Here is a 13629-nt window from a genome sequence, read left to right as displayed (position 1 = left end):
CCAGATGGGTCGTTAGCTCAGTCGGTAGAGCAGTTGGCTTTTAACCAATTGGTCGAAGGTTCGAATCCTTCACGACCCACCACTTAACTAAGTGAATCATATCGCGATATCGCTCCAGATGGGTCGTTAGCTCAGTCGGTAGAGCAGTTGGCTTTTAACCAATTGGTCGAAGGTTCGAATCCTTCACGACCCACCACCTTCCTGCTTCAGCTCTCCCTTTTCTACTTTTGTCTCATAGACCTATTGCTAATATTTAACTGTTAACAATTTGTTCATAGTGCCTCTGATTAATAATAACAATCAGGGAGCAACGAGCATGAAACAAGCACCAGTCTCAATTGCACTGGCAACCGCCCTTATGGCGATGGCTGGCAGTGCTGCAGCTGAAGTAGGTAAAACCGATTTCACCTTTGGGGGATACATTAAAGCCGATGTAATGTTCAGTGATTACAGCAACGGCGCCCCGGATTCCGGCAATCTTTCCCGTCAGTTTTATGTCCCCGGCACCATTTATGGTACCGCCGGTAATGGTAAGCAAGTTGTTGATTTCCAAGCCCGCGAAACCCGATTTAACTTTAAAACAGTTACCGATCTCGATGGCCATAAACTGTCTGGCTTTATCGAACTCGACTTTATGACCCACACCGACGGCAACGAGCGTGTATCCAACAGTTACTCGCCCCGTATTCGCCATGCTTTTGTCAGCTACGACAACTGGACCGTGGGTCAAACCTGGACCACCTTCCAAAACCCAGGCGCCTTGCCTGAAAACCTGGACTTCGTGGGCGCCGCTGACGGTACCCCCTTCGTGCGCCAGGCTCAGGTGCGTTACACCAACGGCGGCTTCCAGTTTGCACTGGAAAACCCGGAAACCACCCTCAGCGCCAACGCGACCGGCACCCGCATCACCAGCGGCAGCGGCATGATGCCCGATGTGGTGGCCCGCTATAACTTCAAGACCGAAGGCGGTGCCTCGTTCTCGGTGGCCGCTATCGGTCGTCAGCTGAATATCGAGCAGGGCAGCTATGATGATTCTGCCATGGGTTACGGCGCAAGCTTCGCCGGTGTGATCCCGGTCGGCAAGGATGATCTTAAATTCACCGCCACCTGGGGTGAGGGCCTTGGCCGTTACTTTGCGCTGAACTACGCCAATGCCGGCGCACTGGATGCCAATGGCAAGATTGAAACCATCGGCTCATATGGCGGCTTTATTTCTTACCGTCACTGGTGGAATGAGCAGTGGCGCTCAAGCTTCACCCTCTCTGGCATGAAAGCGGACAACCATGTGGATTTGACCGGTGAGAACGTCAACAAGGACGCCATGTCGGCCTATGTTAACCTGCTGTACTCGCCAAGTAAGCCACTGACCTTTGGCGTGGAATACATGTATGCCACCAACAGCAAGGAAAACGGTGTGGATGGCGACTTGAACCGGGTGATTTTCTCGGCCAAATACGTACTCTGATAGCCATATCCGCTACATGAAAAAGCGAACCCTCGGGTTCGCTTATTTTTTGTGGGCTATCGCGTTCAGATTATGCAGCTGAGAGATCTGAAAAGGTGTAGTCCAAAGCAAATCCGCTATCAGTCTCAGGCAAGAGTATTTTTCCACCGAGTTGATTACTGATTAAGTTAAAAACAATACTCATTCCAAGCCCAACCCCGCCTTTATTCCTTGCAGTGGTGAAAAACGGCTCAAAAATGTGTTTTCTGACGTTTTTGCTTAATCCTGCACCATTATCACTGTAATAAATACAATATTGCCCGTTGAGCAATTTCTCTCCCCGGATTTTTATTTGGTTATCACCACCGGGTTTAAACCCATGCATCACACTGTTGCTGAGTAAATTGGTCAGTGTTTGAGAATGCACTCCGGGAATAGTGGTAAGTTCCCAGTCCGGGGGAATATCCAATGTTACCTTTGCCTGGACCGGTTTAAGCATAGGTTGAAGTGCAAGCAGTACTTGCTGATAATATTGAGCGACATTAATCCTTTCTTTTTCACTGCTGTGTTGATCTGCCGCTGTGCGTTTAAAACTCTCAACCAATTCTATGGCTCTGCGCAAATTTACATCCAACAACTCCAGTGCATGCTCGGTGACATCAAGGTATTCTTCCAACTCTTCGGTAGTCAGCTCCCCAGTTTTATAACTTTTATGCAGGGATTGGCGGCTTTCTTTCAACACACTCTGGCTGGTTATTGCAACCCCCAGCGGGGTGTTGACTTCGTGTGCCAAACCGGCAACCAGATTCCCCATTGCAGCCATCTTCTCTGACTCGACAAGTCTGTTTTGTGTCTCTTTCAGTTCATGGATGACGTTATCCAGATGCGATGTTCGTTCGGTTACTTTTACTTCTAGTGAGTGATTTACCTGCTCCAACATCTTTTCATGAGCAAGCCTATCCAGCTCAGCCTCAATTCGGCCAGAAAAAAGTGCAAACAGTTCAAGCACTTCCTTTTCGTTGATAATGGGTTTTTTATATAGAGCGACAATGATCCCCATGACACTACCTTTGAGATCATGAAGCGGGGTACCTAAATAACCTTCAATCCCCATGTCTATCAACAGCTGATCATCTGGGAAGGCGTGTGTCACATTAGCCTTATAACAGCAAACTGAGTCGTCAGCTGCGTTGGCACAGGGGGTATTGGCGAGGGAGTACGACATATTTTCGACAATCTTGCCGCCAGCCACCAGGGCAATGGTATTGGAACGGTGATTTTCTTTGTCCAACGTCGCGACGAACGTGTAATCAGCATTAATGGCCTCATGCAGCGCCAGCGTAATACTGTTGAAAAACGCATCCCCTCTGGTATTGGATACTTTTTCAATAATGCTTGCGAGCAGCTGTTCCATGGCTGAACCCTGATTGATGAAATTAGTTACAGCTTAGCGCTGAAATTTGAGCTATGCCAAAAAAAAGCCCACTGTCGAGTGGGCTTTAAAAGTGAGGCGAATTCAACCGAGTAGATTGTTTTCCCTTACATAGGCTTCAAAATCCGTACATCCCCCTACATGGGTTTTGTCCACAAAGATTTGCGGTACGGTTTCGACTGGCTTGCCAACGGTTTTGGACAGGTCTTCTTTACTTATCCCTTCGGCATGGATGTCCACGTAACGGAAACTGAAGTCTTCTCGTTTTTCCGCAAGCTGCTGACACAGTTGCTCGGCGCGAACACAGTAAGGACAGCCGGGACGGCCAAAAATTACAACGTACATGTAGGCTCCTTTGGAGTTTTGCTTGGGGCTGTTATAACACAGGCCACCGGGATTTGATATTGGGGCAGGCAACATCAGAGTGCGAAACGTGCGCCCGTCTGGTATTTGCCCCGATAATCAAAGAATTTATCTACGAGCTGCCAGCCAAACCTGTTTTTTTTCAACAGCAGCATGTCTGGGGCACGGAACTTGTCCTTGTCGGCCACGATGGCGGCGGCATCCCTGTATTTGGGCAGCTTTAGCCCGGGAGCCCTTTGGTGCCTGAGCAGGAAGGCGGCAAACAGTGCCTTGCGCTGGCCATCGGTCGCCAGTTTAAAGCGCTCGTTGAAGCTGTTGCCGTCCATGTCCTGATAGATAATCGTCAACCCGTCATCGTTTGCTTCAAGCAGCATATCCGCCACTTTGAACAAATGATGATGCCTGTGAGCCAGCACTGCTTTTAAGTGCTTATCAGGGTCAACCAGGGTGGAGTCGCAGCCGCGGCATACCCGGGCTGCAATGTCGTTCTCCTCGCCGCAATCGGGGCAAATGCGGGCGCGATAGCGAAATTCGCACTGATTGCCATCGTCCAATAAGCCCTGACAGCGGCGCCCGTAATGCTCGACAATGTCGCCGTCTGCGTCTGTCTTACCCCAAAACAGGTTGGCAAAGCCGCAGGCCGGGCAGGGCACCTGCACCGGCACACTTTTGCTGTCGGGTCTGGGCTTACCCACTTCGGGGTGGAACAGGCTGAAGCCATTGGCAGCGTAGTCGAGGATAAGGCACTCGCTCTTGCCGGGAAACAGCCTAAGGCCCCGGCCTACCATCTGCTGAAACAGACTCACCGAGGCGGTGGGGCGCAAAATGGCAATCAGATCCACATGTGGCGCATCGAAACCTGTGGTGAGTACAGACACATTAACGAGAAACTGCAGCCGCTCGGCCTTAAAGTCATCAATAATGCGGTCACGTTCATCGGCCGGGGTGTCGGCGGTAATCAGCGCTGCGGTGAGGGGCGGCTCGGCGCCATTTTTCTCAAGCAGTTTCAACACTTCCCTGGCGTGGCGCACCGTGGCGGCAAAGATAATGACGCCCCGTTTAGCCGGTGCCAGGCCCTTTAACTGCTCAACAATAGCTGTGGTGGCACGGCCGCTCTGGTTCAGTACTGTGTTGACCTCTGCCTCTGAATAGTCGGCGTCTTCTTTGGGGATAAGGCTGTCAAAGTTGTACTGGGCCGCCAGGCCATCAACCAGTCTTGGCGGCGTTAAAAAACCTTTCTTGATCAATACCCGCATCGGCAAATCATAAATACAGACATCAAATAGGGCTTTGTCCGGATTGCCGATGTGACCGCGGATGTGGCGTTTGTAGATGTAGCCTTCGCCAAGACGGTAAGGGGTGGCAGTGAGGCCAAGCAGCAACAGCTTGGGGTTATTGGCCTTAAGGGCGGTAAACAGGCTGTGGTACTGGCTGTTGCTGTCGAGGCTCACCCGGTGACACTCATCGACTATCACCAGGGAAAATGGCTCGCTGAAGGCTTCTGGGGTTCTGGCTGCCGATTGGATCCCGGCGATAACTGTCTTGCCGCTGCTGTCTTTCTCGCCAAGTCCGGCGGAATAAATGCTGCCTTCGCCTGCCAGCAATGCCACTTTCTCGGCATTTTGTGCCACTAGCTCCTTCACGTGGGTCAGCACCAGTACCCGGCCATTTGCTATGCGGGCAAGCTCGGCAATCACCAGGCTTTTGCCTGCGCCTGTGGGCAGCACCAATACCGCCGAATCGCGGCTTTGTCGGAAGTGGTTAAGCGCGGCATCAATGGCATCTTGCTGATAATCGCGAAGTTGTATTGTGGTGTGGGGCGGAGTCGTCATGGGAATTGCGCTAACACAAGGTAGGGCGAGTGTAGCAGTTATCGAAGCTTTGCTGAAATTCGCCACAAAGCAATGGATAAAAAAAGGCCCCTGAGTCAGGGGCCAAACTTGAGGAGAAGATTAAGGGTGGGTTAATCGACTTGGTTATTCGGTGCGATTCAAGCGGCTTTCGATAAGGGTGTCGATAACCGAAGGATCTGCAAGGGTGGATGAGTCGCCCAGGTTGGTGATTTCGTTGGCCGCAATCTTACGCAGGAAACGGCGCATGATTTTGCCCGAACGGGTCTTTGGCAGACCTGAGGCCCACTGAATAAGATCCGGTGTTGCCAGTGCGCCGATTTCCTTACGCACCCACTGACGCAGTTCCTGACGCAACTCTTCAGTGGCTTCAGTGCCCTTGGTCAGGGTTACGTAGGCATAGATGCCCTGGCCCTTGATGTCGTGGGGGTAGCCCACTACGGCTGCTTCGGCCACCAGATCGTGGGCAACCAGCGCGCTTTCCACTTCGGCAGTACCGAGGCGGTGGCCGGATACGTTAATCACATCATCCACACGGCCGGTGATCCAGTAGTAGCCATCTTGGTCACGGCGGGCACCGTCACCGGTGAAATACATGCCGCGGAAGGTTTTGAAGTAGGTCAGTACAAAGCGCTCATGGTCGCCATAGACGGTGCGCATCTGGCCAGGCCAGGAGTCCAGCAGTACCAGGTTGCCTTCGGTGGCGCCTTCGAGGATGTTGCCTTCGTTGTCGACCAGTGCGGGCTGCACGCCAAAGAAGGGGCGGGTCGCAGAGCCGGGCTTGGTGTCGGTGGCGCCGGGCAGCGGAGTGATCAGGATGCCGCCGGTTTCAGTCTGCCACCAGGTATCGACGATTGGGCAATGCTCGTGACCAATCACTTCATGGTACCAGCGCCAGGCTTCGGGGTTGATTGGCTCGCCCACCGAACCCATGATGCGCAGTGACTTGCCATCGAAGTTGTCGAAATGCTGCTTGCCTTCGGCCATCAGGGCTCGGATAAGAGTCGGCGCTGTGTAGAGGATGTTAACCTGATGACGGTCGACAATCTCACCCAGACGGGCGGGACTTGGGTAGTTTGGAATGCCTTCATGGATAAGGATGGTGGCACCATTGGCCAGTGGACCATAAACCATGTAGCTGTGGCCGGTGATCCAGCCCACATCTGCGGTACACCAGTAAACTTCCCCTGGTTTGTAATCGAACACATATTCGTGGGTCATGGAGGCGTACACCATGTAACCACCGGTGGTGTGCAGTACGCCCTTGGGGTTACCGGTAGAGCCTGAGGTGTACAGCAAAAACAGTGGATCTTCAGCGCCCATTTCTTCGGCGGGGCAGTCATCAGATACGCTTGTTACCACATCATGCCACCACACATCCCGGCCTTGCTGCCAGTCGACATTGCCACCGGTGCGCTTAAGCACAATCACGGTTTCCACAGTGGTGACTTCAGGGCGGTTCAGCGCTTCATCTATGTTGCCCTTAAGCGGAATTTTACGGCCGCCACGCACGCCTTCATCGGCGGTGATCAGCACCTTGGATTTGCCATCGATAACGCGGGAAGCGATTGAGTCAGGTGAGAAACCACCAAACACCACAGAGTGGATGGCGCCGATGCGGGCACAGGCCAGCATGGCCACTGTGGCTTCAACCACCATCGGCATATAAATGGTAACCACGTCGCCTTTTTGCACGCCCTGAGCTTTCAGGGCATTGGCAAAGCGGCACACTTCCAGGTGGAGCTCACGGTAGGTGACTTTGCGCTGTTCGCTGGCATTGTCGCTTTCCCAGATGATAGCAATATCATCGCCCTTGGTGGCCAGATGGCGGTCAAGGCAGTTAGCGGAGGCGTTCAGGGTGCCATCGTGGAACCATTTGATGTACAGGTTCTGGTCGTCGTAGGAAGTGTCTTTGACCTGGGTAAATGGCTTTATCCAGTCGATGCGCTTGGCTTGCTCTCCCCAGAAACCCTCAGGGTTGGAAACGGATTCCTGGTACATCTTCAGATATTGTTCGTTGTTTACCAGTGCATTTTGTGCAATATCGGCAGGCACTGAGTAGAGAGACTGCGTGCTCATAGGGCTTCCCTTTTTATAATTTGTTGCGTGGGTTTGAGTATGGGCAACGGGCCCGTGTCACACTATTAGACCTTGGTCTAGTTTGTATTTTTCCTTATTTTTTAGCCTGTTGCACCTTGTTTGTCGGCTGGATTTCCCGCGTTTTTCGAGGCACAATGGGTTAAAAAATTGAGAATACTATGAATCTGACCCTCTTTGTCGCCGTGATTGCGGTTTTTTACGTGTTTCTGTTGTTCCTGCTGGCGTGGGGCGCTGAGCGCTGGTTCAGCGGTGTGACCAAAAAACTGCAAACCTGGATTTATGGGTTAAGTCTGGCTGTGTACTGCTCGTCCTGGAGTTTTTTGGGCACAGTGGGGCAGTCGGCTGGTGATCTCTGGTCTTTCCTGCCTATTTTTCTTGGACCCATTCTTATTTTTACCCTTGGTTTTGGCATGCTGCGCAAAATGGTGGTGGTATCCAAGGCACAAAATATCACCTCGGTGGCCGACTTTATTGCCGCCCGCTACGGCAAATCCCAGGTACTGGCGGCGCTGGTTACCCTGATAGCCCTCTTTGGCATCATGCCCTATATCGCGCTGCAGCTGAAAGCCATGGTGGCGTCGCTCAATTTGTTCCAGCCTGAAGGTAAACCCCTTGATGGGATAAGTGTGGCGCTGATTATTTCTGTGGTGCTGGCGGTGTTTGCCATCCTGTTTGGTACCCGCAAACTGGATGCCACCGAGCACAACCCGGGGATGATGCTCGCCATTGCCTTTGAATCTTTGGTCAAAATCGCGGCGTTTTTGTTGGTGGGCATTGTCATCAGTTTTGGGGTGTTTGGCGGCTTTGGCGATATTTGGGATCAGGCGCTGTCGGCCAATCTGATTGAGCATCCCAAGCTCAGGCTGGAAACCATACTGCCGGATCTGGTGGTGGGGATTGCGGCCTTTTTGTGTATGCCGCGCCAGTTCCACGTGATGGTGGTGGAGTGTGCCAGCGAAAAGACCCTGAGCCGGGGCCGCTGGATTTTTCCGATTTATATTGGCCTGTTTGGCCTGTTTGTGGCGCCACTGGCGCTGTCTGGTAAGTTGCTGCTTGGCGACTCGGTACCAGCCGACACTTATGTCATCAATATGCCGCTGTTTATTGGTGCAGATTGGCTTGCTGTGGTGGCGTTGCTGGGGACACTTTCTGCAGCTACCGGCATGGTGATAGTGGCGGTGGTCACTATTTCCATCATGGTCAGCAATGAATGGTTGGTTCCGCTGATGCTGCGTGGGGGCCGTATCCGGGAAAAGAATTTTTCCCAGTTTTCGCAGTTCTTGTTGAATGCCCGTCGACTTGCAATCGTGCTTATTCTTGGCATTGGCTATTTGTCGTTTTTATACCTTGCCGACAGTGACTCGCTGGCGCATCTGGGGATGTTGGCCTTTGGTGCCTTTGCTCAGTTGGCACCGGCATTGGTAGGTGGCTTGTACTGGAAGCACGGTAACCGTGGCGGGGTATTTCTGGGCCTTGCGGTTGGTTTTGGCCTGTGGATTTGGGTACTGCTGCAAGGGGCGGGTGAGCGGCTGGCCAGCGCGGGGCTCTCGGATGTGTGGCTGCTCTCTTATATCAGCCCCAACGTCAGTGACACCCTGCTTGCGCTGATGGTAAATACCCTGTTTTACGTTCTGGGGTCGCTGTGGTTTCGCGCCGGCGTGGTGGAACGTATTCAGGCTAGCAGCTTTGTATCCCCGGGTGAACTTAAGGGGGCGGGTAGTCGTAAAACAGGGCCTATCTCCCAGCAGGAACTGCTTATTCTTGCCAGCCGTTTTGTCAGTCCCACCCGAGCCTATCAAAGCTTCAGTCGATTCTCACCGGAGGCAGTAAACCACGAAAGCTGGAACAAAACGGCTAGCCCGGAGCTGATTGCCCACACTGAACACATGCTGTCAGGGGTTTTGGGGGCTTCCAGTGCCGCGCTGGTACTGGATTCGGTGATTGCCGGACGGGACCTGGCGCTGGATGAAGTACTTTCTCTGGTGGATGAGGCTTCCTCCAAGGTGATGCTGAGTCAGGAGATTTTACGCGGTGCCATTGAACATGCCTACGAAGGGATCAGTGTAGTCGATAAGGATTTGAATCTGGTGGCATGGAATGCCCGTTACAGTGAGCTTTACCAATATCCGGACGACTTTTTGCAGGCAGGAATGCCCATCAGTGAAGTGGTGCGCTTTAACGCAACCCGGGGTTATTGCGGGGTTGGGGACATAGAGCTGCAAGTGGCGAGGCGGGTGCAGCATATGCGTAACGGGACTGCCCACACATCTGAGCGGGAGCGCAGCGACGGCAAGGTGATCAAAATCCAGGGCAACCCCATGCCAGATGGCGGCTTTGTGATGACCTTTACCGATATCACCCAGTATCGGGCGCAGGAAAGGGCGTTGAAGGAGTCGAATGAGACGCTGGAGTCCAGGGTCAAGGAGCGTACTTACGAGCTTGCCATGCTTAACAGTCAGCTTTTGGAAGCCAAAGCTCAGGAGGAAATGGCCAACGCCTCCAAAAGCCGCTTTTTGGCGGCGGTAGGCCACGACCTGATGCAGCCACTGAATGCCGCAAGGCTGTTTACAGCCTCTCTGTCACAATACCGAAATCTCGATGATGAGGCGCGCACCACGCTCTCCCATGTAAACAGCTCGCTGAAAATTGCCGGAGAATTGCTGACTGATCTGCTGGATATCTCCAAACTCGATTCAGGAATGGTGGAGGTTAACCGACGAGACTTTTCGGTGTCGGAAATTCTTTCAGGGCTGGCGGTCGAGTTCGATGCCATGGGCAAAGACAACCAAATCCGTTTTTCCATGGTGTCGTCCAGCGCCACGGTCAACTCCGATCCGGCGTTGCTCAGAAGGGTGCTGCAAAACTTTCTCACCAACGCTTACCGTTATGCCCGCGGTGGACGGGTGCTGTTGGGGTGTCGCCATCGCCCCGGGGAACTTGAAATTCAGGTACTGGATACCGGCTGCGGTATTGATGAAACTGAATTACATGAAATTTTCAAGGAATTTAAACGACTCTCTAATCCCCATAGCAAGGGAGTGAGTGGTCTGGGACTCGGTTTGGCGATTGCCGACAGAATAAGCAAGGTGCTGGGCCATGAGATAAAGGTGGCCTCGGTGCTTGGCCGTGGCTCGGTGTTTTCTATCTGCGTACCCCTTGGTAAAACCATCTCGACTCCAATGCCTGCCCGCCGCCCCGCGGTGCTGCAGCCCCTGGCCGGGGTTAAGGTGCTTTGCATTGATAACGAAGAGGCCATACTCGCCGGCCTTGAAAGCTTATTGAGTCGCTGGCAATGCGAGGTGATTTGTGCCCGTGATCTTGGTGATGCCCGTATCAAGCTTGGTCTGAAGGGCGTAGCCCCCGACATAGTGCTTGCCGATTACCATCTGGACGATGGTCAGAATGGGGTAGACGCCATGGACGGTATTCGGTCTCTCTATGGTGAGCATCTGCCGGGGATCCTTATCACAGCGAATACCCGAAAGGATTTGGTGGAAGATGTGCAGCGCCGTGGTTATCACTATATGGCGAAAATGGTTAAACCTGCCGCGCTGCGGGCACTGATTTCCAGTCTGGTTAAATAGTGCCTGTTCTAAAAATTACCCGGGGTGAACAAAATATCGTCCACCCCATTGACCCGCTGTTGTATATATCGTTAACATCCGTAAAAAATAAAAAACAACGGAGTTTTCCATGCAAGCTCGCTGCGGTTCTTACTACAACGCCACCATCAAGCAGGAAACCGATTATCCGCCGCTTGCGGGGGATATTCAGGCTGATGTGGCCATTATCGGTGGCGGTTTTACCGGAGTGAACACAGCGCTTGAGCTGGCCGAACGCGGTTACAGCGTGGTCTTGCTGGAAGCCAATAAAATTGCCTGGGGTGCGACCGGCCGAAACGGGGGGCAGGTCACAGGTTCATTATCGGGCGACAACGCCATGACCAAACAGCTCAGAAGCCGCATAGGCTCGGAAGCCGAAGACTATGTATGGGCACTGCGCTGGCGTGGTCATGACATCATCAAAAATCGGGTGGCCAAGTACAATATTGATTGTGATTTGCGCTTTGGCCATCTGCATACCGCATTTAAACCAGCCCACATGGACGAGCTTAAATCCATGCTGAATGAAGCAGAGCGCCGTGGTATGGGGGATTTGGTATCGCTGGTGCAAAGGGATGAGATGCCTCAGTATCTCGAATCGCCGCTTTATCATGGTGGTCTGCTCAATAAAAAGAACATGCATCTGCATTCGGTCAATCTCTGTATTGGCGAGGCGAGGGCGGCTGAAAGTTTGGGCGCGCGGATTTATGAAGACACTCAGGTGCTGGATATCATTGAAGGTGCCCGCCCTGTTGTAAAAACTCTTGGTGGCAGTGTCACCGCCGATAAGGTGCTGATTGCCGGTAACGCCTATCACAAACTGGGGCGGCCGAAGCTGCGCGGCATGTTGTTCCCTGCCTCCCTTGGCAACTGCGCCACTGTGCAGTTGTCCGACGAGGTGGCAAAGGCCATTAACCCCCATAATCTTGCTGTGTACGATTGCCGATTTGTGCTGGATTATTATCGCCTTACCGCCGATAACCGCTTGATGTTCGGCGGTGGCACCAATTATAGTGGTCGCGATCCCAAGAATGTGGCTGAAGAGCTGCGCCCTGCCATCGAACGCACCTTCCCGCGTCTGAAGGGGGTGGAGATTGAATTTGCCTGGGCAGGTATGGCGGGCATTGTGATTAATCGCATTCCGCAGCTGGGTAAAGTCTCTGAGCACGTTTACTACTGCCAGGGCTACTCTGGCCACGGCGTGGCCACAAGCCATATTATGTCGGAAATCATGGCCAAGGCGATTGATGGCGATTTGCGTGAGTTTGGCCTGTTTGCCGGAATTAAGCACTGGCGCATTCCGCTGAATGAATGGTTTGGTAATCAGGCGCTGGCCATTGGCATGCTTTACTACCAGTTGCGTGAAAGCCTGCGGGGCTGATACAAGATAGAAAAGGCCGCATCGAATGCGGCCTTTTTGTTTTCAGCCCTAAACCACCTACTTCAGTAGGTGGTTATTGTAGTGGTCTAATGAATCCGGACACCATTTTAGGTGGTAAAGTTGCCATCTGATGACGAGGTGTTTCATGACCAGAAAAAGACGTTCCTTTACTCCAGAGTTCAAACTTGAGGCTGCCAGTTTAGTGCTCGACCAAGGTTATTCCATCCCCGAGGCCTGCCGTTCACTCGATATCGGGGAGTCAGCACTCAGACGCTGGGTTAGTCAGTTGGAAGCCGAGCGTGGCGGCGCAACACCTATGAGTAAAGCCTTGACGCCTGAGCAGCAAAAGATCCAGGAACTAGAGGCCAGGATCAATCGCCTTGAACGAGAGAAAGCCATTCTAAAAAAGGCAACCGCTCTCTTAATGCAGGACGAACTCGAACGTACGCGCTGATAGACCAATTGAGAGAGCAAGAGGCGGTGGAATTGGTCTGTGGGGCGTTCGATATCCCGCCATCCAGCTTTTATGATTACCTGCACCGCAAACACTTGGTTAATGTGCAGCAACTTCATCAACGTAGTGAAATCAAGCGCTTATTCACTGAGAGTCGTTCTTCCGCAGGAAGTCGGACTTTAATGTCAATGCTGCGAGAGCTGGGGCATCAGGTTGGCCGTTATCGAGTGCGGCGCGTTATGAGAGAGTTGGGGCTGACATGCAAACAACCCGGTTCTCATGCTTACAAAACTGCCTCGGTTGAGCGACCTGATATCCCTAATCGGCTGAATAGGGACTTTACGCCAACGACCCCGAATGTGTCGTGGTGCGGTGATATTACCTACGTCTGGGCAGGTAGCCGCTGGTGCTATCTGGCAACGGTCATGGACCTATACAGTCGCCGTGTTGTTGGCTGGGCGCTATCAGATAAACCTGACGCAGAATTAGCCGTTAGGGCACTGGATATGGCGTATGAGCAAAGAGGCAAGCCTCAACGGCTGATGTTTCACTCAGACCAGGGATGCCAGTACAGTAGCCGTGTATTCCGGCAACGACTATGGCGCTACCGTATCACTCAAAGTATGAGTCGTCGGGGAAACTGCTGGGATAACGCGCCGATGGAAAGGCTCTTCCGCAGTCTGAAATCAGAATGGATCCCCGCTACAGGGTACTCATCAATGATTGAGGCTAGGAAAGACATCAGCGAATACTTGATGCAATACTACAATCGGCAACGCCCACATCAACACAATGGCGGCGTTGCACCTGTTGATGCCGAGAATCGGCTTAACTTACTGTCCGGAATTAGTTGACCACTACAAGACCATGTGCACTTGGTCGTTAAAGTGCCGCCCAAGCTATCCATTTCGAGCTTGATGGGAGCATTGAAAGGGAAAGTGGCTTTGAAACTTTTCAGCAAATTTCCTTACTTGCGTAAGAACAAGCTGTGGGGTAACCACTT

Annotated in this window: 8 protein-coding genes, 2 tRNA genes and 1 pseudogene; 7 read left to right on the top strand and 4 right to left on the bottom strand. The window is 52.6% G+C overall.

The genetic code is table 11. The annotated features are described in order from the left end of the window. Positions 1–6: 6 nt before the first annotated feature. From ABYK60_RS17040 to ABYK60_RS17030, 3 genes are all read left to right on the top strand, one after another. Positions 7–82, top strand: a tRNA-Lys gene (locus ABYK60_RS17040). Positions 83–120: 38 nt separating this feature from the next. Continuing rightward, positions 121–196: transfer RNA gene (locus tag ABYK60_RS17035), tRNA-Lys, on the top strand. A gap of 120 nt (positions 197–316) precedes the next feature. Then, positions 317–1465, top strand: coding sequence for a DcaP family trimeric outer membrane transporter (locus tag ABYK60_RS17030; protein ID WP_372873201.1), 1149 nt, complete (start codon positions 317–319; stop codon positions 1463–1465). Between the two features lie 70 nt (positions 1466–1535). On the opposite strand, the gene ABYK60_RS17025 is transcribed toward ABYK60_RS17030, so the two are convergent. The 4 genes from ABYK60_RS17025 to acs all read right to left on the bottom strand — a co-directional run bounded on the left by ABYK60_RS17025 (position 1536) and on the right by acs (position 7168). After that, on the bottom strand, positions 1536–2858 hold the full coding sequence (locus ABYK60_RS17025; RefSeq protein WP_372873200.1) for an ATP-binding protein: 1323 nt from the start codon (positions 2856–2858) through the stop codon (positions 1536–1538). Between the two features lie 102 nt (positions 2859–2960). Beyond that, complete coding sequence (locus tag ABYK60_RS17020) at positions 2961–3221, bottom strand: GrxA family glutaredoxin (RefSeq protein WP_372873199.1); 261 nt, start codon at positions 3219–3221, stop codon at positions 2961–2963. 74 nt (positions 3222–3295) lie between these two features. Then, positions 3296–5071: a DEAD/DEAH box helicase family protein gene (locus tag ABYK60_RS17015; protein WP_372873198.1), complete on the bottom strand. Its 1776-nt coding sequence runs from the start codon at positions 5069–5071 to the stop codon at positions 3296–3298. A gap of 144 nt (positions 5072–5215) precedes the next feature. Beyond that, a complete protein-coding gene (gene acs / locus ABYK60_RS17010) occupies positions 5216–7168 on the bottom strand; it encodes an acetate--CoA ligase (RefSeq protein ID WP_372873197.1) in 1953 nt (650 codons plus the stop codon). Positions 7169–7347: 179 nt separating this feature from the next. Here acs and ABYK60_RS17005 point away from each other — a divergent pair, with 179 nt between their 5' ends. From ABYK60_RS17005 to ABYK60_RS16990, 4 genes and pseudogenes are all read left to right on the top strand, one after another. Beyond that, positions 7348–10773 carry a NahK/ErcS family hybrid sensor histidine kinase/response regulator gene (locus tag ABYK60_RS17005; protein WP_372873196.1) on the top strand — a complete coding sequence of 1142 codons (3426 nt, stop codon included), beginning with the start codon at positions 7348–7350 and terminating at the stop codon, positions 10771–10773. Positions 10774–10882: 109 nt separating this feature from the next. Continuing rightward, on the top strand, positions 10883–12172 hold the full coding sequence (locus ABYK60_RS17000; RefSeq protein WP_372873195.1) for an NAD(P)/FAD-dependent oxidoreductase: 1290 nt from the start codon (positions 10883–10885) through the stop codon (positions 12170–12172). Positions 12173–12317: 145 nt separating this feature from the next. Beyond that, a protein-coding gene (locus ABYK60_RS16995) for an IS3 family transposase (RefSeq protein WP_372873194.1) occupies positions 12318–13480 on the top strand; the annotation gives its coding sequence in 2 pieces (ribosomal slippage) (positions 12318–12588 and positions 12588–13480; 1164 coding nt in all). A 9-nt stretch (positions 13481–13489) separates the two neighbouring features. After that, a pseudogene (locus tag ABYK60_RS16990) lies at positions 13490–13629 on the top strand (transposase); the annotation flags it as partial.

The sequence above is a fragment of the Shewanella sp. genome (assembly GCF_041630135.1).
Taxonomy (GTDB): domain Bacteria; phylum Pseudomonadota; class Gammaproteobacteria; order Enterobacterales; family Shewanellaceae; genus Shewanella.
The sequence above is the reverse complement of the archived record's forward strand: the minus strand, read 5'-3'. Positions and strand labels throughout refer to the sequence as shown.

Bases quoted from the DNA above. Each gene is read 5' to 3' on its own strand.
- ABYK60_RS17015 (WP_372873198.1), bottom strand. From the start codon at position 5,071: ATGACGACTCCGCCCCACACCACAATACAACTTCGCGATTATCAGCAA.
- ABYK60_RS17030 (WP_372873201.1), top strand. From the start codon at position 317: ATGAAACAAGCACCAGTCTCAATTGCACTGGCAACCGCCCTTATGGCG.
- ABYK60_RS17025 (WP_372873200.1), bottom strand. From the start codon at position 2,858: ATGGAACAGCTGCTCGCAAGCATTATTGAAAAAGTATCCAATACCAGA.
- ABYK60_RS17020 (WP_372873199.1), bottom strand. From the start codon at position 3,221: ATGTACGTTGTAATTTTTGGCCGTCCCGGCTGTCCTTACTGTGTTCGC.
- ABYK60_RS17000 (WP_372873195.1), top strand. From the start codon at position 10,883: ATGCAAGCTCGCTGCGGTTCTTACTACAACGCCACCATCAAGCAGGAA.
- ABYK60_RS17005 (WP_372873196.1), top strand. From the start codon at position 7,348: ATGAATCTGACCCTCTTTGTCGCCGTGATTGCGGTTTTTTACGTGTTT.
- acs (WP_372873197.1), bottom strand. From the start codon at position 7,168: ATGAGCACGCAGTCTCTCTACTCAGTGCCTGCCGATATTGCACAAAAT.